General features: G+C 67.5%; 15 protein-coding genes and 1 pseudogene. 2 read left to right on the top strand and 14 right to left on the bottom strand.

The genetic code is table 11. The annotated features are described in order from the left end of the window. Positions 1 to 156 precede the first annotated feature (156 nt). Together IM708_RS21345 and IM708_RS15610 are read left to right on the top strand one after the other, a co-directional pair. Entirely contained in the window at positions 157 to 1,212 is a 1,056-nt protein-coding gene (locus tag IM708_RS21345; protein ID WP_245243235.1) for a glycerophosphodiester phosphodiesterase family protein, read from the top strand. A 285-nt stretch (positions 1,213 to 1,497) separates the two neighbouring features. Beyond that, positions 1,498 to 3,798: a Tex family protein gene (locus tag IM708_RS15610; RefSeq protein ID WP_209427511.1), complete on the top strand. Its 2,301-nt coding sequence runs from the start codon at positions 1,498 to 1,500 to the stop codon at positions 3,796 to 3,798. A 459-nt stretch (positions 3,799 to 4,257) separates the two neighbouring features. On the opposite strand, the gene tuf is transcribed toward IM708_RS15610, so the two are convergent. From tuf to IM708_RS15540, 14 genes and pseudogenes are all read right to left on the bottom strand, one after another. Then, the gene (tuf, locus tag IM708_RS15605; protein ID WP_209427510.1) at positions 4,258 to 5,433 is read right to left on the bottom strand and encodes an elongation factor Tu; all 1,176 of its coding nucleotides are present in this window, start codon (positions 5,431 to 5,433) and stop codon (positions 4,258 to 4,260) included. Positions 5,434 to 5,588: 155 nt separating this feature from the next. Then, complete coding sequence (locus IM708_RS15600) at positions 5,589 to 6,191, bottom strand: hypothetical protein (protein WP_209427509.1); 603 nt, start codon at positions 6,189 to 6,191, stop codon at positions 5,589 to 5,591. Positions 6,192 to 6,264: 73 nt separating this feature from the next. Further along, entirely contained in the window at positions 6,265 to 8,580 is a 2,316-nt protein-coding gene (locus tag IM708_RS15595; protein ID WP_209427508.1) for a DNA topoisomerase IV subunit A, read from the bottom strand. A 114-nt stretch (positions 8,581 to 8,694) separates the two neighbouring features. Continuing rightward, positions 8,695 to 9,141 (bottom strand): hypothetical protein, encoded by a 447-nt coding sequence (locus IM708_RS15590; protein WP_209427507.1) that lies wholly within the window; start codon positions 9,139 to 9,141, stop codon positions 8,695 to 8,697. Positions 9,142 to 9,435: 294 nt separating this feature from the next. Further along, positions 9,436 to 10,926 carry a 2-isopropylmalate synthase gene (locus IM708_RS15585; protein ID WP_209427506.1) on the bottom strand — a complete coding sequence of 497 codons (1,491 nt, stop codon included), beginning with the start codon at positions 10,924 to 10,926 and terminating at the stop codon, positions 9,436 to 9,438. Between the two features lie 538 nt (positions 10,927 to 11,464). Beyond that, entirely contained in the window at positions 11,465 to 11,740 is a 276-nt protein-coding gene (locus IM708_RS15580; RefSeq protein WP_209427505.1) for a hypothetical protein, read from the bottom strand. A gap of 69 nt (positions 11,741 to 11,809) precedes the next feature. Next, positions 11,810 to 12,739, bottom strand: coding sequence for an AEC family transporter (locus tag IM708_RS15575; RefSeq protein WP_209427504.1), 930 nt, complete (start codon positions 12,737 to 12,739; stop codon positions 11,810 to 11,812). Between the two features lie 86 nt (positions 12,740 to 12,825). Next, complete coding sequence (locus tag IM708_RS15570; protein ID WP_209427503.1) at positions 12,826 to 13,626, bottom strand: MBL fold metallo-hydrolase; 801 nt, start codon at positions 13,624 to 13,626, stop codon at positions 12,826 to 12,828. Then, complete coding sequence (locus tag IM708_RS15565) at positions 13,623 to 14,426, bottom strand: TatD family hydrolase (RefSeq protein WP_209427502.1); 804 nt, start codon at positions 14,424 to 14,426, stop codon at positions 13,623 to 13,625. Before IM708_RS15565 ends, IM708_RS15570 begins: the two co-directional genes overlap by 4 nt. A 7-nt stretch (positions 14,427 to 14,433) precedes the next feature. Beyond that, a complete protein-coding gene (locus IM708_RS15560; RefSeq protein WP_209427501.1) occupies positions 14,434 to 15,552 on the bottom strand; it encodes a DNA polymerase III subunit delta' in 1,119 nt (372 codons plus the stop codon). Continuing rightward, complete coding sequence (tmk, locus tag IM708_RS15555; protein ID WP_209427500.1) at positions 15,545 to 16,180, bottom strand: dTMP kinase; 636 nt, start codon at positions 16,178 to 16,180, stop codon at positions 15,545 to 15,547. Before tmk ends, IM708_RS15560 begins: the two co-directional genes overlap by 8 nt. After that, on the bottom strand, positions 16,177 to 17,346 hold the full coding sequence (locus IM708_RS15550; protein WP_209427499.1) for a D-alanyl-D-alanine carboxypeptidase family protein: 1,170 nt from the start codon (positions 17,344 to 17,346) through the stop codon (positions 16,177 to 16,179). Before IM708_RS15550 ends, tmk begins: the two co-directional genes overlap by 4 nt. A 295-nt stretch (positions 17,347 to 17,641) precedes the next feature. Further along, positions 17,642 to 17,998, bottom strand: a pseudogene (locus IM708_RS21340) (SPOR domain-containing protein); the annotation flags it as partial. 313 nt (positions 17,999 to 18,311) lie between these two features. After that, positions 18,312 to 18,992 carry a DUF2848 domain-containing protein gene (locus tag IM708_RS15540; RefSeq protein WP_245243234.1) on the bottom strand — a complete coding sequence of 227 codons (681 nt, stop codon included), beginning with the start codon at positions 18,990 to 18,992 and terminating at the stop codon, positions 18,312 to 18,314. Position 18,993 lies beyond the last annotated feature (1 nt).

Raw genomic sequence — 18,993 nt, 5'->3', positions numbered from 1 at the left:
GTCCTCGATTCTTCCGAGAAAGAATCGTCGCAAATAGGCCGGGGCGATACACGTTAAATTTTCATTAACTTGTGAAATCTGTTACAAATCCGTGCGAGCTGAAGGGCTCGTGCCTCGTTTAATGGCGCCTTGGTCAACTCAGAAAGGGATGTATCCATGAGAATCGCCGCGATTGCCGCTGCCCTCGCTGCCGGCTTCATGATGCCGGCAACTGCGGACAGCTACACGCTCAACACACTTGACGGTTCACCGCCCATCGTGATCGCGCATCGTGGTGCTTCGGGCTATCTTCCGGAACACACGCTCGGCGGATACGAACTCGCCATACAGTTGGGGGCCGAGTACATCGAACCCGATCTTCTGCTGACATCGGACGGTCATCTGGTCGCCATCCACGACACGACCCTGACCCGCACGACGAATGTTCTCGAGGTTTTTCCTGGCCGTGAAAGCTATGCCGTCAATGCCTTCTCGCTGGAAGAGATCAAGCAGCTGACCGTCGTCCCGTTCGGGCCGCAGGCGTCGACCGAATATCCCGGCTTCACGCCCAGCACCGCGGATCCCTACAAGGTCCCGACCTTCCAGGAGGTGCTCTCTTTCCTCACCGGCTACAACGCGGCAAATGGCACCGAGATCGGCATCTACCCCGAGGCCAAGAACCCCAACAGCACGCTGATGAACACGCAGATCATCGACCAGCTGCGGGGAGCGGGCTACAACTCGGCGGCGGACAAGGTCTTCGTGCAAAGCTTCAACTTCGCCGCCCTGCTGGAACTGGACGAGTACCAGCGCGGACTGGGTAGCGACATGAACCTCGTGATGCTGGGCGGGGTCGGTATCACCGACGGGCAGTATCGCGTCGGTACGACGTTCCTGTCGCAGATTGCCGAGGTCGCGCAGGGCGTCGGCGTGTCCAACAACGCCAACCTGACGCGTGACTTCGTCGAAGCCGCGCACGGGCTCGGCCTGCTGGTACACGCCTACACCTTGCGTCCGCTGACAGCCGAACAATCGGACGAGCAGATGCTGCGCATGTTCGAGCTTGGCCTGGACGGCTTCTTCACCGACTACACAGACCGGTCGCTGGCCAGCCGCAACGCGCTTTTGCCGGATGACGGATCGATCGCGCCGATCCCGCTGCCGGCCGCGGGCTGGCTGCTACTCACCGGCCTCGGCGGGCTGCTGATCGCGCGCCGACGCCGGACGGCCTGATCGACCAGGCGGGCGGTGCCACGCGCCGCCCGCTTCTGCCCCATCTGTTCAGGCCCGCGGGGTTTCGACTGCGCCGAACTTTCCAGTTTTTCACTTATGCAAATAAAGATCTCGAAATCTGGCTCGATTTTCCAGTAAATCTTTTCGATTTTCAATTTTCTGGAGCTTCTTCGCCTTCCAGCCAGTCTACTGCAACTCACGCCGGTTGCGTGGACACCACGCAGGCACCCTTCCGCCGCTCTCGCAGAAGCGCGATCACGTCCTTCCCTGAATAAGGAGTTCGACGTGTCCGCCAGCGACCGCATTTTCCGCACCCTCGCAGCCGATATCGACGCCCAACCCGGACAAGTCTCGGCGGCCGTCGATCTGCTGGACGGCGGCGCGACGGTCCCCTTTATCGCGCGCTATCGGAAGGAGGTGACGGGCGGCCTGGACGACACGCAGTTGCGCAATCTGGCCGAGCGGTTGGCCTATCTTCGAGAGATGGAAGCCCGGCGCGCGGCGATCGTGAAGTCGATCACCGAACAGGGCAAGATGACCGACGATTTGGCCCGCGCGCTTGCCAACGCGGAAACCAAGGCCGTTCTTGAAGACATCTATCTGCCCTTCAAGCCCAAGCGCCGCACCAAGGCGATGATCGCGCGCGAGAACGGGCTGGAGCCACTGTTGCGCGCGATCCTGGGCGACCGCAACACCCTGCCTGAGACGCTCGCTGCGAACTACATCACCGAGGCCGTCCCCGGCGTGAAGGAGGCGCTGGACGGTGCGCGCGACATCCTGGTCGAGGAACTGGCCGAGAATGCCGCCCTCCTCGGCCGGCTGCGCGATTTCATGCGCAGGGAAGCCTTCGTGACCTCGCGCGTGATCGAGGGGAAGGAAGTGGCGGGCGCCAAGTTCTCGGATTACTTCGACCATCGCGAGAAATGGGCGACGATTCCTTCCCACCGGGCGCTGGCTATCCTGCGCGCCTCCAAGGAAGAGGTGGTGCGCATCGAGATCGCGTCCGACCCCGAGACCGGCATCCCCGCGGCCGAGGCGATCATTGCCGCCGCCATCGGGATCCCGGGCCAAGGGCCGGGCGACGCCTGGCTGCGCAAGGCGGCCAACTGGACCTGGCGGGTGAAACTGTCCCTGACCATGTACGTGGAACTCATGGCCGAGATGCGCGAGCGGGCGCATGACGCGGCGATCCACGTCTTCTCGCGCAATCTCAAGGATCTGCTTCTCGCGGCGCCGGCGGGTGCCAAGCCCACGCTTGGCCTCGACCCCGGCATCCGCACCGGGGTCAAGGCAGCGGTGGTCGACGCCACCGGCAAGCTGCTGGATACCGCCACGATCTATCCCTTCCAGCCGAAGAACGACATTCGCGGCGCGACGCAGACGCTGCTGTCCCTGATCGCCCGGCATGAGGTCGCGCTGATCGCCATCGGCAATGGTACCGCCAGCCGGGAAACCGAGCGGCTGGTCGCCGAGGCGCTCCGGTCGATCCCCGATGCCGCCAGACCCACCAAGGTCGTCGTCTCCGAAGCCGGCGCATCGGTCTATTCGGCCTCGGAACTCGGCGCCGCGGAATTTCCCGATCTGGACGTCAGCCTGCGCGGGGCGGTGTCGATTGCCCGGCGCCTGCAGGACCCGCTGGCCGAACTGGTGAAAATCACGCCCCAGTCGATCGGCGTCGGCCAGTACCAGCACGATGTCGACCAGCGCCGTCTGGGCCGCGCGCTGGAGGCGGTGGTCGAGGACGCGGTGAACGCGGTGGGCGTCGATCTGAACACCGCCTCCGCGCCGCTGCTGGCGCATGTCGCCGGGCTGGGTCCGTCGCTCGCGCAGAACATCCTCGCGCATCGTAACGAAAACGGCGCCTTCGACAGTCGCAAGGCGCTGCTGAAGGTTGCGGGTCTGGGCCCCAAGGCGTTCGAGCAGTGCGCGGGCTTCCTGCGCATCCGCGACGGCAAGGAGCCGCTGGATGCCTCGGCCGTCCACCCCGAGGCCTATGACCTGGCCCGCCGGATCGTGCAGGCCTGCGGGCGCGACATCCGGGCGATCATGGGCAATTCCGCCGCGCTGAAGGATCTGCGCGCCGAGGACTTTGTCACCGATCGTTTCGGCCTGCCGACCGTGCGCGACATCCTGTCCGAGCTGGAGAAACCCGGCCGCGACCCGCGACCCGGCTTCGTCACCGCCACCTTCGCCGAGGGGGTCGAACAGATCGGGGATCTGAAGCCGGGCATGACGCTGGAAGGGACGGTCACCAATGTCGCGGCCTTCGGGGCCTTCGTCGATATCGGCGTGCATCAGGACGGGCTGGTGCATATCAGCCAGCTGGCCGACCGCTTCGTCAAGGACCCGCACGAGGTCGTCAAGGCCGGCGACGTGGTCCGCGTCCGCGTGGTCGAGGTCGATGTGGCGCGCAAGCGGATCGGCCTGACGATGCGCAAGGACGGCGGCACCTCGGCGCGGGAGGCGCAGGCCGAGCGCGCCCCGACGCCTGCGCCGCGGGCCAAGGGCAACGCCCGGACCGCGGCGCCGGCGACGGCCGATGGCGCCATGAGTGCGGCCCTTCGCGCCGCGTTCCGGCGGGACTGAGACAGCGTCCGCGTGGTCGTTTCGGTCGGCATTGGCCGGGACATCAGCGCCGACGCGTCCGGAAAATTCAGGTAGAAACGGCACGCGCCGGGCCGAGGGGCGTGCGCGCGCGCACAAATGGTCCCTCGCGCCGCGAATCTGTTTGCGGTTTGCATGAACCGGGCTCAATGTGGAAAACAGGAACGGGAAAACTGCCAGAAACGAAAAATTTCGACGATTTTGGCCGCAAGACTTTTGCACGGTTTTGAGGGCGTTTTGGGGTTGAGGCGATATGCCGTACAACATCTGGTGGGTGAAGCGGGTGGCGCAGTGTGATTTCTACGCCCGCGGCCGCCGAACGGGCGACGCAGGGGCCGACTGGTCGGGCGTTTCTGGCCACTCGCAAAGACAAACGGCGCGCAGTCTTCCTGCGCGCCGTTCAACTCTGCTCATTGCAATGCGGCGTGCGCCGCGCGCCGATCACTCGATGATTTTCGACACGACGCCGGCGCCGACGGTGCGACCGCCTTCGCGGATGGCGAAGCGCAGCTTCTCTTCCATGGCGATCGGGGCGATCAGTTCGACCTCGAACTTCAGGTTGTCGCCCGGCATCACCATCTCGGTGCCCTCGGGCAGCTTCACCGTCCCGGTCACGTCGGTCGTGCGGAAGTAGAACTGCGGCCGGTAGTTGGCGAAGAACGGCGTGTGACGCCCGCCCTCCTCCTTGGTCAGGATGTAGGCCTCGGCCTCGAACTTGGTGTGCGGCTTGACCGAGCCGGGCTTGCACAGCACCTGCCCGCGCTCCACCCCCTCGCGGTCGATGCCGCGCAGAAGCGCGCCGATGTTGTCGCCGGCCTCGCCGCGGTCCAGCAGCTTGCGGAACATCTCGACCCCGGTGCAGACCGACTTCTTCGTCGGGCGGATGCCGACGATCTCGACCTCGTCGCCGACGTTGATCACGCCGCGCTCCACCCGGCCCGTCACCACCGTGCCCCGGCCCGAGATCGAGAAGACGTCCTCGATCGGCATCAGGAACGGCAGGTCGACGGCGCGCTCGGGCGTCGGGATGTACTCGTCGACGGCCTTCAAGAGCTCGCGGATCGAGTTCTCGCCGATCTCGGGATCACGGCCTTCCATCGCCGCCAGCGCCGAGCCCTTGACGATCGGAATGTCGTCGCCGGGATAGTCGTAGGAGGACAGAAGCTCGCGGATCTCCATCTCCACCAGCTCCAGCAGTTCCTCGTCGTCGACCTGGTCGATCTTGTTCATGTAGACGACCATGAAGGGGATGCCCACCTGGCGGCCCAGCAGGATGTGCTCGCGCGTCTGCGGCATCGGGCCGTCGGCGGCGTTCACCACCAGGATCGCGCCGTCCATCTGCGCGGCACCCGTGATCATGTTCTTGACGTAGTCGGCGTGGCCGGGGCAGTCGACATGCGCGTAGTGGCGCGCGTCGGTCTCGTATTCCACATGCGCCGTCGAGATCGTGATCCCCCGCGCCTTCTCCTCGGGCGCGCCGTCGATCTGGTCATAGGCCCGGAAATCCCCGAAGTACTTCGTGATCGCCGCCGTCAGCGTCGTCTTGCCATGGTCAACATGGCCGATCGTGCCGATGTTCACATGCGGTTTGTTGCGTTCAAACTTTGCCTTCGCCATCAGCGGCTCCTCTGTCTCGTCGCGCGGTGGGCGCGGCCCACCTCCGTGTTGCCGCCGGGTGGGACCGCCACGGGGGCGAGCCCGGCCAACATCGGGCGCGTCCTATCCACCGCCGCGGGGAAAATCAAGCGTCCACGCGGCGTTCGCGGTGCTGCTCAGCGGTTGTCGGCACTGGCCCCGGCCGCCCGGTCCGGCGCCGGTTCGCCGCGCCGCGCCGGATCGAACCATTGCGGGTTCTCGGCCAGCCAGCTTTCGATCTGCAGCGCGGCGTTGCGCGCGAGGTTGGTCATCTGCTGTTCGGCCGTCTGCGTCAGGCCCGAGCCCACGACCGACTCGCCCGAAAGGCTTTCGAGGACGGTGAACTGGCGCACGCGCTCGTTCAGCGGCCGGCCGAGGGCATCGTCCCAGACGTTCACGCTGATGATCAGCGCCGAGCGGGGCGAGGCAACGAGCGGCACGCCCGGCACGGCCAGGATATAGGCGTCGACATGCACCGCGACATGATAGAGGCGATCCCCCTCGTACCGGCCCAGGCGGCGGGCGACCTCGGCCTCGATCGCGGCCTTCCAGGCGCCGGGTTCGGCGGGGCGGGACAGCGGGCCCTGCTGGGCATTCGCATCGACCACGATGTTGTGCGACAGGCGGAAGTCGCCCAGTTCCGGGCGCATGTCGCCCAGGTCACGGCCGCTGGCGCAGGCGGCCAGCAGCGCCAGGGCCGCGAGAAGGGCTGCGGGGCGAAGGGGCAGTCGGGCGGTCATCGGCTCTCCAGTCCTGCGGGGCATCGGGGTTTGGTGCTAGCGGAAAGGCGCGTGGGGAACAACGGCGCGGCGATCAGGTGAAGCGGTTGTCGCGCGGAAAGCCGCGGGGCGCCATGCGCCCGGCCGAGGCGCGCTTGCCAAGCCATTCCTCCAAGCCCGTTTCGGTGCGCGTGCGCCCGGCCGGATCCTTCCAGCTCAGCCCCTGCGCCAGGGTGATGGTGGTCAGGTCGCTGAGGCCGCCGTCCTTGTACTTTTGCAACCTCACCCCCTTGCCGCGGCCCATTTCCGGCAGTTCCTCCAGCGGGAAAACCAGCACTTTGCGATTTTCCCCGACCACGGCCACATGGTCGCCCGCGACATGGCGGCAGACCGCCGCGCGGGTCCCGTCGCGCAGGTTGAGCACCTGTCTGCCGGCGCGGGTCTGGGCGATCACCTCGTCGGCGGGCACCACGAAGCCGTCGCCCTCGCTGGAGGCGACGATCAGCCGCTCGCCCGCGCGATGGGCGAAGAGATCGACGATTCGCGCCTCGTTCGGAAGGTCGATCATCAGGCGCACCGGCTCGCCCATGCCGCGCCCGCCGGGCAGGTTGGCGGCCGACAGCGTGTAGAACCGCCCGTTCGAGCCGAAAAGCACGATGCGGTCCGTTGTCTCGGCATGAAAGGCGAAGCGACCTTCGTCGCCGTCCTTGAACTTGAACTCCTGGTCCAGCGCGACATGCCCCTTCATCGCCCGGATCCAGCCCATCTTCGAGCAGACGATCGTCACCGGCTCGCGGTCGATCATCGCCTCCAGCGGCACCTCCTCGACATGGCCGGCCTCGGCGAAGCGGGTGCGGCGGCGGCCAAGGTCGGTGTCCTTGCCGAACTGCGCCTGCACCGCGGCCAGTTCCTTGCCGATCCGCTTCCACTGCAGCTTTTCGGAGCCCAGCAGGTCATCGAGCGCGGCGCGCTCCTCAGTCAGCGCGTTGCGCTCCTTTCTCAGCTCCATCTCCTCGAGCCGGCGCAAGGAGCGCAGGCGCATGTTCAGGATCGCCTCGGCCTGCAGTTCGCTCAGCTCGCCCTCGCCCGGGGGCGGCGGCACGTAGTCGGCCTCGGAGGCGGCGCGCGGGAAGCTGCCGCCCCAGCGTTCGCGCATCAGCGCGTCGCGCGGGGCCTCGTCGTAGCGGATGATGTCGATGACGCGGTCGAGGTTCAGGAAGGCCACGATGAAGCCTTCCAGCACCTCCAGCCGGTGGTCGATCTTCGCCATCCGGTGCTGGCTGCGCCGGATCAGCACCTCGCGCCGGTGGTCGAGGAAGGCGCGCAGCACCTCCTTCAGGCTGCACACCCTCGGCGTGCGCCCATCGATCAGCACGTTCATGTTCAGGCTGAAGCGCAGTTCCAGATCCGAATTGCGATAGAGCATGTTCATCAGCATTTCGGGCTCGACATTGCGCGATCGCGGCTCCAGCACGATGCGTACGTCATCGGCGGATTCGTCGCGCACATCGGCCAGGATCGGCACCTTGCGCGTCTGGATCACCTCGGCCAGCTTCTCGATCAGCTTGGACTTGGCCACCTGATAGGGGATTTCGGTGACCACGATCTGCCACAGGCCGCGCGGCAGTTGCTCGACCTCCCAGGCGGCGCGCAGCCGGAAGGCGCCGCGGCCGGTGCGATAGGTCTCCTCGATCGACTCGCGCGGTTCGACCACGATACCGCCGGTGGGGAAATCGGGGCCGGGGATCAGGTCGACGAGCTTTTCGTCCGCAAGATCGGGGTCGCGGATCAGCGCCTGGCAGGCGTCGATCAACTCGTGCAGGTTGTGCGGCGGGATGTTCGTCGCCATGCCCACGGCGATGCCGCTGGACCCGTTGGCCAGCAGGTTGGGGAAGGCCGCGGGCAGCACCACCGGCTCTTCCAACGTGCCATCGTAATTGGCGCGGAAGTCGACGGCATTCTCGGCCAGCCCCTCCAGCAGCGCCTCGGCCGCCGCCGTCAGTCGGGCCTCGGTGTAGCGGGCGGCGGCGGGATTGTCGCCGTCGATATTGCCGAAGTTGCCCTGCCCGTCGACCAGCGGGTAGCGGACGTTGAAATCCTGGGCCAGCCGCGCCATCGCGTCATAGATCGCAGCGTCGCCATGCGGGTGATAATTGCCCATCACGTCGCCCGAGATCTTGGCCGACTTGCGGAATCCCCCGGTCGAACTGAGCTTCAACTCGCGCATCGCGTAGAGGATGCGGCGATGCACCGGCTTCAGCCCGTCGCGCGCATCCGGCAGCGCCCGGTGCATGATCGTGGACAGCGCGTATTGCAGGTACCGCTCGCCCAGGGCGCGCCGCAGCGGCTCGGCCAGGGGCACGCCAGTCGGGTCCAGGGTGGGGTCGATGGGGGGTATGTCGTCGCTCATGCCCCCGTCTTACCCGTTGGGGCCGAGCATGGGAATCGGCAATTTCCCCCGGGGCGGGCAGACCGGCCCGCCATCGCAGCGAGGCGACGCCAGACCGCGCGGCTGCCTTGCGGCTCAGCCTTGGTCGGATTCAAGGCTTTCGGACTCTTCGAGCATTTCGAACTCCTGGATTTCCAGATTCGAAAGGACCCGGGCGCAGAGATCCGCCGCCTGGCGCGACGCCGACTCCCGGCCCGGCATCACCGCCCAGTCGCCCGATTCGATGAACTGCCGCTGGCGGAAGGTGCTGTTGATTTCCTGCAGTTCGATCAGCCGCTCACGCGCATCGGGCTGCGCCATGAAGTTCTCGACGCAGATCGCCGAGGCCAGGTCGAAGCGCCCCTCCTGGCCGGCGGTCTCCTGCATTTCCCGCGCCGTTCCGCCCGTGACCCAGCCGCCCAGCGTAAACCCGATCACCAGCGCGACAACCACGGATCCCACACAAGACCATACGAGCGTCGTCTTGCTGACCTGCGATTCCTTCAGTTCTTCCCAGCGCGAGGGCTTCTTTTCGTCAACCATGTCGATATCCAGTTCTGATGAGACTCATCGACGACCCCGGCGAAACGGATACGGTCCGTCATGCGCCGAGCAGCTCCCAGATCCGACCTCGATGATAGCCGAACAGGCGGTTTCGGAAGAAACCATGAACCGTTCTGGGAACAGTATGCGCAGGTTTATGCCGACAAGTCAACGGTGGCGTCGAAGCATTTGAATTTAAATGGTAAAATTATGCACACGACCGGTCGTCGGCCGTGATGCAACGCCTTTGGGTCACCCCTGCACAGCCGACCCTTGGCGCAACGAAAATGCGCGCTACCCGTCGGCTTCGTCCGCCTCGGGTTCGGTTTCGCCCTCCGGCGCCGCCTCGACCTCCGGCTCGGGCTCCGCGGCGGGCTCCACCAGGACGCCGGCGCGCCAGACCCCGCGCGCCACCTCGCCGGTGGTATAGCGCAACTCGCCCGTTCCCTCGCGCTGCCCATCGGCCAGGTCGCCTTCGTAGACATCGCCGGTGACGTAGCGGACCACGCCTTGCCCCTCGATCCGGCCGGCGCGCCACTCGCCCTCGTAGGTCGAGCCATCGGGCAGCTCCAGCCGGCCTGTGCCCTCCATCTCGCCTAGCGCGAAGCTGCCCTCGAACCGGCCGCCATCGGCATAGACCAGCACGCCCGCCCCGTCGAACAGCCCCTCGGCGAAACCGCCCTCGTAGACGCGCCCGTCGGCAAAGGTCATCCGGCCCTGCCCGTGCGGCTGGCCGGCGCGGAACGAGCCTTCGTAGACCATCCCGTCGCCGAAATCGGCGCGGCCCTCGCCCTCGATCAGCCCGCCGGACCACGCGCCCTCGTAGGTGGCGCCATCGGGATAGGTGATGCGGCCCTGCCCGTCGGGCAGCCCGTCGCGGAACTGCCCCTCGTAGCGGGTGCCGTCGGGATGGGCGAGCGTGCCCTGCCCGTCGATCCGGTCGGCGACCCAGCTGCCGTTGTAGATATGCCCGTCCGCCGCCGTCAGCCGGCCCTGCCCGTGGCGCTGGTCGTCCAGGAACTCGCCCTCGTAGACGCCGCCGTCGGCCAGCTCCAGCCGGCCCAAACCCTGCAGCATGCCCTGTTCGAAGACCCCCTCGCGCCGGTCGCCGCCGGGCAGCGTCAGCCGGCCCGCGCCGTGCAGCATCCCCTCGGCCCATTCGCCGTCATAGATGGTGCCGTCGGGCCGCTCCAGCCGGCCCTCGCCGTGGCGCTGGTCGGCGCGCATCTCGCCGGCATAGACCGATCCGTCGGGATAGGTGATCGTGCCGCGCCCCTCGCGCTGGCCGTGGACCCATTCGCCGTCGTAGACCAGCCCGCCGGGCCGCTCCATCCGGCCCTGGCCGTGGGGTTGCGCGTCGACGAACTCGCCCTCGTAGACCGCGCCGGTGGCGAAGCGGCGGGTGCCGGTGCCGGTGATCTCACCCTCCGCCCACGCGCCCTCGTAGGACGAGCCGTCGGCAAAGACCATCCGCCCCGGCCCGTGCGGCCGCCCCTCCAGGAAGGCCCCCTCGTAGACCGAGCCGTTGGGATAGCGCGCGACCCCCTCGCCGGTGATCTGCCCCTCCACCCATTCGCCGGTGTATTCGAACCCGTTGGGCAGGCGGAAGCTGCCTTGCCCGTGCTGCAGGCCGTCCTGAAAGGTGCCCTCGTAGATGCCGCCGTCGGGGTACTGGCGGGTGATCACCTCGTCGGATTGCGCGGCCAGCGGACCGGCGGGAATGGCGGCCGCCAGGCCAAGCGCCAGGCCGGCGACAAGCAGAAGCGGGAAGCGGATCGGTGACATGGCTCTCCGTCTCGACAGGCGCGGCCAGGCCGCACGGGCGGTGCAACCCTAGGTCAGGCCACGCCCCGCGCGCAAGTCGGAAAGCCGGACCCCGGCGTCCGGCGGCGCCGCCTGCGGGCGCGCATGGCGCCTCGCGCGCGTGCGCCACACCCCCGCCCATCGCCCCACCGCGATGCCCACTCCTGCCGCCGAAAGCCCCGCAGGTGCTCCCGCCCCTCGTCAGGCTGTGCGCGTTCCGCGCACGAACCTTCCTCGCGTTGGGCCGGGCGCCGCACGCTTCGCGCGCGGCGAAAAGAGGCTCCGTCGCCAAGGTCGGGTCCTCCCCACCCCCTTCCGCCATTTTCTGTCCAGAAATACCCCGGGGGGTGAATTGGCGCAGCCAAGAGGGGGGCAGCGCCCCCATTCTGCGCCGCGCCCGCAGCCCGCCGAAAGCCGGCGCAGTCCTTTCCAACTCCCTGCCGCACCGTTCGGAACTGCCATACGTTTGCCATACGCTTGCCAGCCGCTTGCCATACGCCCGCCAGCCCCCCTGCCCGGCTCAGGAATTGCCCCGCAGCGCCTCCGGATGGGCGGCCAGAAACGCCTTCAGCGTCTGGTAAAGCGCGCGCGCCCGCATCAGATCCCGGGACCGCAGCGCGGCCTGGATATCCTCGCAGATCATCTGCTGCACGTGCTGCGGCCCGTGATGGATATGCATCATGTATTCGCCCATCTCCGCCGCCGCGACGTCGCCGATATGCTCGTGTTCGGCGATCGCCGCAATCTCGGCACGGGTCAGGCAGGTCATGTCCAGAATGTCGTTCTCGTTGATCATGGCGTTCTCCTCCCAAGCAAGACAGCCTAGCACGATTCCCGCCTTCCCACCTTGCGCAGGATCAACCGCTCAGCCGAGCGCCGTCATCCAGCCCCAGGCCGTGATCACGCACAGACCCGTGCCGATCAGCACGCTCGAGGCCGCGACCCGGCGCGCCCTTCCGTACATGTTTGCAAAGACATAGGCGTTCACACCCGGCGCCATCGCCGCCGTCACCACCGCCGAGCGGGACTGGGCATCGGTCAACCCTAGGCTGCCACCCAGCGTCCAGGTGATCGCCGGATGCAGCACCAGCGACACCGCGCAGGCATAGGCGATCAGCCGCAGATCGCCCTCGGGCCGGTACTGGTAGAGCACACCGCCCAGCCCGAACAGAGCCGCCGGCAACCCCGCCCGCGCGATCATCTCCAGCGCCTGCCACAGCGCCCCCGGCAGCCCCAGCCCGGTCAGGTTGACCGCCGCGCCCAACACGATCCCGATCACCAGCCCGTTCGAGGCGATGCCCTTGCCCACCCGCAGCAGCGTCGCGCCGACCCCCGTGCCGCGCGCGCGCACCGTCTCCATGGCGGTGATCCCGATGGCGTAGCAGACCGGCGAATGCAGCGCGATGATCGCGTAGTTCGCCGCCAGCGCCTCGGCCCCATAGGCCCGTTCGGTGATCGGCAGGCCCAACAGAAGCGAATTCGAGAAGAGGCAGACGAACCCCACCGCGATCGCGTCCTCCCAGTCCCGACCGAAGAGGAATCGCGCGCCGAAAAGTCCCATCAGAAAGCCGATGACGGCGCCCGTGTAGAACGCGCTCAGCAGGCGCCAATCGAACTCGGTACCCAGGTCGAGCCGTGCGATGGCCAGAAAAAGCAGGCAGGGAATGGCGAAGTTCTGCGTGAACTTCATCAGCGCATCGACGGTCGCATCGTTCATCCAGCCGCGCCAGACGACGATGTAGCCAAAGGCCACGACCAGAAAGACCGGCAGGATCACATCGACAAGCGCCTGCATCTAGGCGTGCCCTCTTCGGGGGGACGCAGGCCGCCCGGCGCCGGGGGACCCCTCGATGGGGTCGCCCGGCGCGCGCCCGCGGCAGCTCACAGCGCGAACTCCAGCACCATCCCGTCGAAAGCCGCAGAGATATGCGGGGGCGTTTCGGCCTCGACCACCGTGTGGTCGAGGTCCACATGCATGTTGGTCAGCACCGCCCTTTCCGGCGCCGCGCGCGCGATCCATTCCAGCGTCAGGTCGAGATGCGCATGCGTCGGATGCGGCCGCCGGCGCAGCGCGTCGACGATCCAGCATTCCAACCCCGCCAGATGCGGCCAGGCCTCGTCGGGAATGCGCAGGACATCGGGCAGATAGACGATGCGCCCTACCCGGAAACCCAGCGCATCCATGCTGCCATGATTGACCCGGAAGGGCGACAGCGCGATCGCACCCCCCGCCCCGTCGACGCTAAACGGCCCGTCGATCGAATAGAGGTCGAGGATCGGCGGATAGGGCGATCCGCTCGGCTGCACGAAGGCATAACCGAAGCGCGATAGCAGCGCCTCCTGCGTCGGCGCATCCGCAAAGACCGGCAGCCGACGCCGCATGTTGAAGACGACCATCCGCAGATCGTCGATCCCGTGCACATGGTCGGCATGGGCATGCGTGTAGACCACCGCATCCAGCGTGCCGATCCCGGCATCGAGAAGTTGCTCGCGCATGTCGGGCGAAGTGTCGATCAACACGCGCGTCGTCCCGCCGGCACCGACCCGCTCCAGCAGCAGTGAACAGCGCCTACGCCGGTTCTTCGGGTTCAAGGGATCGCACTCGCCCCATTCGCCGCCCAGGCGGGGCACCCCGCCCGAGGAGCCGCAGCCCAGGATCGTCACCCGCAACCGGTCGCTCATGCGCCGCTCCCCGCCGCAGCGGCCTTGGCGAAAAGTCGGTCGAAGTTCGCCGAGGTCTGCGCCGCGAAGTCCGCGTAGTCCATCCCCCACAGACCGGCGATGGCCCGCGCGGTATGCGCTGTATACGCAGGCTCGTTGCGCCGGCCGCGATGCGGCGGCGGCGCCAGATAGGGGGCATCCGTCTCGACCAGGATCCGCTCGACCGGGGCATCGGCGAAAATCGCGCGCAAGGCGTCCGAGCGTGGAAAGGCGGTGATCCCCGAGGCCGACAGATAGAACCCCAAGTCCAGCGCTACCCGCGCCAGTTCGGCGCCCGATGAAAAGCAGTGCATCACGCAGGCATAGGCCCCGCCCGCAAGCTCGTCGGAAAGGATGCGCGCCATGTCCGCGTCCGCGTCGCGGGCGTGGATGATCAGCGGGAGGCCCGTCCGACGCGCGGCATCGATATGGATGCGCAGGCTCTCTTGCTGCTGCACGGCGCTTTCGACGGTGTAGTGATAGTCGAGGCCGGACTCGCCGATGCCCACGCATTTCGGATGCGCGGCAAGCCGTTCGAGGGCCTCGACCGTCGCCATCGGCTCCTTCGCCACGCTCATCGGATGGGTGCCCACGGCAAAGAAGACGCCATCGTGGGCTTCGGCAATCGCGCGCACCTTCGGCTCGTTTTCCAGACGCGTGCAGATCGTGACCATCCGGGTGACCCCGGCAGTGCGGGCGCGGTCGATCACCTGGTCCAGTTCACCCTCGAAATCGGCAAAGTCCAGATGGGTATGACTGTCGACGATTTCCGGCGTGCTCATCCTGGCCTCATCGGGCCAGGCTTCTGGCCGCTGTTTCCATGCGCAGGAACATATCGATGACCAGCGCGGCAGGGTCAAGGTTGACCGCCTTGCCCGCCCGGGCCCGCGCGCCCAGATCGGCCGCCAGATCCGCCCAGACGCGCGCCGCGCCCGCGTTCCGGGCAAGGCGCGCCATCATCGCCGCCTCGCCGGGCACCGCCTCGTCCGGGGTCACGCCGCTTGCGCCCGCCCGCGCCAGCCGGGCCACCGCCAGATCGGTGAGCCGGACGATCAGGTCGAACCGCCCTTCGCTGCCGCGTCCTGCAGCACTGTCGGCCAGCCGGATCAGGTCAGGACGCGGAGCCCCCGGCATCGCCGCCAGAAGCGCCGCAATCTGGCCGTAAAGCTCCAGCCCGTTGCCGGACAGAAGCCGCAGCGCCTCCCCCACCGATCCACCCGAAAGTGCCGCCAGCGCCGCCGCATCGACGTCGCCGGCACCGGCCTGGTCCAGTGCCGCGGCCATCGCCGCGGCGTCGAGCGGGGCGAGTTTCAACACCCGACAACGCGACCGGATCGTCGGCAAGAGACGCGAGGGCTGGTGCGAGACGAGCAACAGAACCGCCCCCGCTGGCGGTTCCTCCAGCAGTTTCAGGATCGCGTTTGCGGCGTTGGGATTCATCTCGTCGGCGGCATCGACGATCACCACGCGCCGTCCGCCGTCCGTCGCGCTGAGGCCGAAGAAGTCGCGCAGCGCGCGCACATCCTCGACCGCGATGACCTGACGCATTACCCCACGTTCGTTCGGGGTGCGGCGGATCAGTTTCAGCCGGGGTTCGGACTGCGCCAGCATCGGCCGCGCCACCGGATGATCGGGCGCAATGTCCAGGCTGTCGGGTTCCGGCGGCGCGCCGAAAAGCCCCGCCTCGCCTGGTTGCGGCTGGGCCAGCAGGAAGCGCGCGATCCGCCAGGCCAGCGTCGCCTTGCCGACCCCGCGGGGACCGGTCAGGAGCCAGCCGTGATGCAGCCGGCCCGAATTGAAGGCCTGCAGGAAGCCGGCCTCGGCCACGCCTTGGCCGAAGATCGCGGGCGCCTCGCGCGGATGCGGCGCGCCCTCGATTTGATCGGGTTCGGGTGCCGGTTCAGCCATGATCCCGCCGCGCAAGGGCGTCCCGCGCCAGCGCCGCGACCTCGGCCGCGATTGCGGTCGGGGCGCGGTTGCCGTCGATCACGCGCACGCGGTCGGGATACTCCTCTGCCAGAGCCAGGAAACCCGCGCGTAGTCGTTCCTGAAAATCGACGCCGAAAGATTCGAACCTGTCCTCTCCGCTTCCGCGCCCGAGGCCGCGTTCCAGCGCCACCTTCGGATCGGTGTCGATGACGAAGGTGAGGTCGGGTTCCTGTGCGATCATCAACGCGTGCAGTCGGTCCACCGTGTCGCGCAGCGTTGCGCGCGCGACCCCCTGATAGATCCGGGTCGAATCGGCGAACCGGTCCGATACGATCACTCCGCCGGCCTCCAGCGCCGGCAGGATGGTCTTTTCCAGATGGTCACGCCGTGCGGCTGTGAACAGAAGGATTTCGGTCTCCGCCGACCATCTTCCCGCCTCCCCCTCGACCAGCAGGCGACGGATCTGCTCGGCACCGGGCGAACCGCCGGGCTCGCGGGTCAGCCGCGCACCAAGCGTTTCCGCAAGCTGCCTTGCCTGGGTAGACTTGCCGGATCCATCGATCCCTTCGAAGGTGATGAAAAAGCCGGCGCAACACTTTCCGTTCACGGCAGCGTCACGCCCATGCGGTCGGCAAGCACGGTCGCCGCACTGCGCATCCGCGGCGCGAAACCGCCCCGCGCCACATCGGCGCCGGCGACCAGCGGGAAGGTCAGCGGCGCCGAACCCGGCACCTCGACGATCAGCCGGGCAACCTCGTCCCCCTGCGCGATCGGCGCGCTCAGCGGACCGTCATATTCCACGCGCGCCTGCAACTCGGTCGTGCCCATCGCGGGCACCAGGATCGCATGTTCCTGCGTCGCGACCAGCGGCACGCTCGCCGCCTCGCCCATCCAGACCTCGGCTTCGGCCAGCACCTGTCCTCCCTGTGCCACGCGGCGTTCGGCGAACTGGCGGAAGGCCCAGTTGATGATCCGCTCGGCCTCTTCGGCGCGTTCGCGCTCGCTGGTCAGGCCCGAAAAGACGAAGACGATCCGCCGCGTGCCCTGCAACGCCGACCCGGTCAGCGCGTATCCCGCCTCGGTCGTGTGGCCGGTCTTCAGCCCGTCCATGCCGAGCCCGGTGCCGATCAGTGGCAGCCGGTTCGGCTGGGTGATGTTGTTCCAGGTGAATTCCGGCTCGGCAAGATAGGGATAGTACTGCGGAAACTCGTTCAGGATAAGGCTCGAAAGCGTCGCCAGATCGCGCAGGCTCATGCGGTGCTGCGGGTGGGGCCAGCCCGAGGCATTCATGATGTTCGTGTTGGTCATGCCCAGTTCTCGCGCGCGCTGCGTGGCGATCTGTCCGAAGGCTTCCTCGCTACCGGCCAGCCCCTCGGCCACGACCACGGTGGCGTCGTTTCCAGACAGCACGGCAATCCCGCGGATCAGATCCTCGGTGGTCGGCGCATGGCGGGTCTCCAGGAACATCGAAGAGCCACCCATCGCGTGCGCGCGTTCCGAAACCGTCCAGGTGGTGTCCATGGTGACGCGGCCATCCTCGATCGACTCGAAGAGCATCAGAAGCGTCATCAGCTTCGACATCGAGGCGGGCGGCAGGGGCACGTCGGAATTCCGGTCGATCAGGACCTGCCCGGTGTTGAGGTCAAGCACCAGAATGTTCGGCGCGCGCGTCTCGAACGGCACCTGCGCCGAAGCGCTCAGCGGTGCAAGGCCGATCAGCACGAGGCTGAGGAATGCGGCCGTCAGGCGTGCACGAAGGCGGATCGCTGGCATGGGCGGTTCCCTTGTTCGCTGTGGGCGCGGTGGTGCGCTTCGGCATCGTTCTGCCCGCTCGCGAACGATTCTTCAAACCCGATCAGTGCAGGATCACATTCCTGTCTGTCGCCGCGCGCGAAGGTGGCTCGTCGTTGGTGCCGTCCTCGGCTGCATCGTCTGACGGTGCGGGCGGCGGGCGACGCTGGAAAAGTGCCCGCAATCCCCGCGGCGCCTCGGGTTGCGCATCCTCCGGGGCGGCGACTTCGGCGATCTCGGCCTCGTCTTCTGCAGGCCCCTCGACCGGGGCGACCTCGACCTGCTCGAGCCGCAGGGCGGTCACACGGATCGGCGTCGGCGCGCCGGGCAGGATTCCCAGGGCGTTGGCCGCTTCGGACGAAAGCTGGAAGCGTGGCCCCGGATTGTCCCGTTCCCGCCGGAAAAGCGCACCGGTAACGCTGGCACCGCTCTCGGCATTCAGAATGACGACGCGCTCGGGATCGACAGCTTCGGGATGCGCCACCCACACGCCGCCAAGAGACGGGCGCCCGTCCCAGAGCCCGGCTTCTTCCATCTGAAAGACCTCGGGGGCCTCCACGTCGCGTTCGACCATCTGGCCACCCCCGGTGGTGGTGCCGACGCGGACCGTGCCGTTCGTACCGCCGCTGCCCAGCGTGCAGCCGGAGACCGCCACGCCCACAAGGGCCAGAAACGCAGCGATGACAGGGATCTGCTTGCGGGGATAGCTGCCTTCTGCGCGCACCATTCCGACCTCTTTGCCCCGCATGCTGCGGGTCGCGTCGTCCGACATTTCAACCGGAGCGTTGTTTAGCCGCAACCTACCCGTGCAGGACGGGAATGGAAAGTCCCGGATCGCGCACCTGTCCGTTATGCAGAAAGAGGTTTATTGCGGAATTCGGACCGCGCGGGAATCCGAGGTTGGCGCAAACGCTTGCGGCGGATGACGGCCAACAAGGGCAGGTATTTCAGGCGACGACCGGCAGCGCCTCGACCGCGTAGCTGTGCGAAAGGTGCCGACCGGTTTCCGGATCGGTCAGTTCCATGCGGAAATGCCGAGCCGGGCGAACGCCGCCGATGGCAGCAAGGGTACCGCAGAGCATGGCCATTCCCGGACGCAGGCCACCATCGGGAAGAGCGGCCATGAGATCGGCGAGCGGCCGGATCTCGGCGAGGGTGCCGCGTTGATAGGGAATCCAGTCGGCATCCGCATCCTCGCGAACGAAGGACGCCAGTTCGAGCGTGTCAAGGCGGTCGGCTAGTGCGTCAAATCGCCAGAGGCCGGTAGCGACCGGCTTGCCGCACGCCTGTTTGGCGTGCGCGACCGAAACGGTCTCGAGCCCGCGGTCGGTGTGATCGGAGCCGAGGCCGAGCCAGAGCGTCTGGCCGTCGTGGATCAGAAGCGGCTCGGCCTCACCCGAGGTCTCATTCTCCAGCACCTGCAGGCGGTCGGTGGTGCTGAGCAATCCCGCCGCGACCCGGTAGTGGAGCGGGACCGTGGACGGAGCGGGCACGCCCAACGCGGCAAGCTCGTCGATGTGGTGCTGGACCGCCTTCATATCCCGCCCGGTCCAGCCCGCGACAATCAGCTGCGAGACAGCGATCCTGTGCGCGCGTCCCTCGGCCTCGAACGTGAGTTCAGTTGTCATG

Source organism: Pararhodobacter sp. SW119, assembly GCF_017811755.1.
Lineage (GTDB): Bacteria > Pseudomonadota > Alphaproteobacteria > Rhodobacterales > Rhodobacteraceae > Pararhodobacter.
This window is presented reverse-complemented; position numbering and strand designations above follow the sequence as displayed.

What these genes read in the sequence shown, in the direction of transcription:
- IM708_RS21345 (WP_245243235.1), top strand. Translation starts at nt 157, where the DNA reads ATGAGAATCGCCGCGATTGCCGCTGCCCTCGCTGCCGGCTTCATGATG.
- tuf (WP_209427510.1), bottom strand. Translation starts at nt 5,433, where the DNA reads ATGGCGAAGGCAAAGTTTGAACGCAACAAACCGCATGTGAACATCGGC.
- IM708_RS15600 (WP_209427509.1), bottom strand. Translation starts at nt 6,191, where the DNA reads ATGACCGCCCGACTGCCCCTTCGCCCCGCAGCCCTTCTCGCGGCCCTG.
- IM708_RS15595 (WP_209427508.1), bottom strand. Translation starts at nt 8,580, where the DNA reads ATGAGCGACGACATACCCCCCATCGACCCCACCCTGGACCCGACTGGC.
- IM708_RS15590 (WP_209427507.1), bottom strand. Translation starts at nt 9,141, where the DNA reads ATGGTTGACGAAAAGAAGCCCTCGCGCTGGGAAGAACTGAAGGAATCG.
- IM708_RS15585 (WP_209427506.1), bottom strand. Translation starts at nt 10,926, where the DNA reads ATGTCACCGATCCGCTTCCCGCTTCTGCTTGTCGCCGGCCTGGCGCTT.
- IM708_RS15580 (WP_209427505.1), bottom strand. Translation starts at nt 11,740, where the DNA reads ATGATCAACGAGAACGACATTCTGGACATGACCTGCCTGACCCGTGCC.
- IM708_RS15575 (WP_209427504.1), bottom strand. Translation starts at nt 12,739, where the DNA reads ATGCAGGCGCTTGTCGATGTGATCCTGCCGGTCTTTCTGGTCGTGGCC.
- IM708_RS15570 (WP_209427503.1), bottom strand. Translation starts at nt 13,626, where the DNA reads ATGAGCGACCGGTTGCGGGTGACGATCCTGGGCTGCGGCTCCTCGGGC.
- IM708_RS15565 (WP_209427502.1), bottom strand. Translation starts at nt 14,426, where the DNA reads ATGAGCACGCCGGAAATCGTCGACAGTCATACCCATCTGGACTTTGCC.
- IM708_RS15560 (WP_209427501.1), bottom strand. Translation starts at nt 15,552, where the DNA reads ATGGCTGAACCGGCACCCGAACCCGATCAAATCGAGGGCGCGCCGCAT.
- IM708_RS15550 (WP_209427499.1), bottom strand. Translation starts at nt 17,346, where the DNA reads ATGCCAGCGATCCGCCTTCGTGCACGCCTGACGGCCGCATTCCTCAGC.
- IM708_RS15540 (WP_245243234.1), bottom strand. Translation starts at nt 18,992, where the DNA reads ATGACAACTGAACTCACGTTCGAGGCCGAGGGACGCGCGCACAGGATC.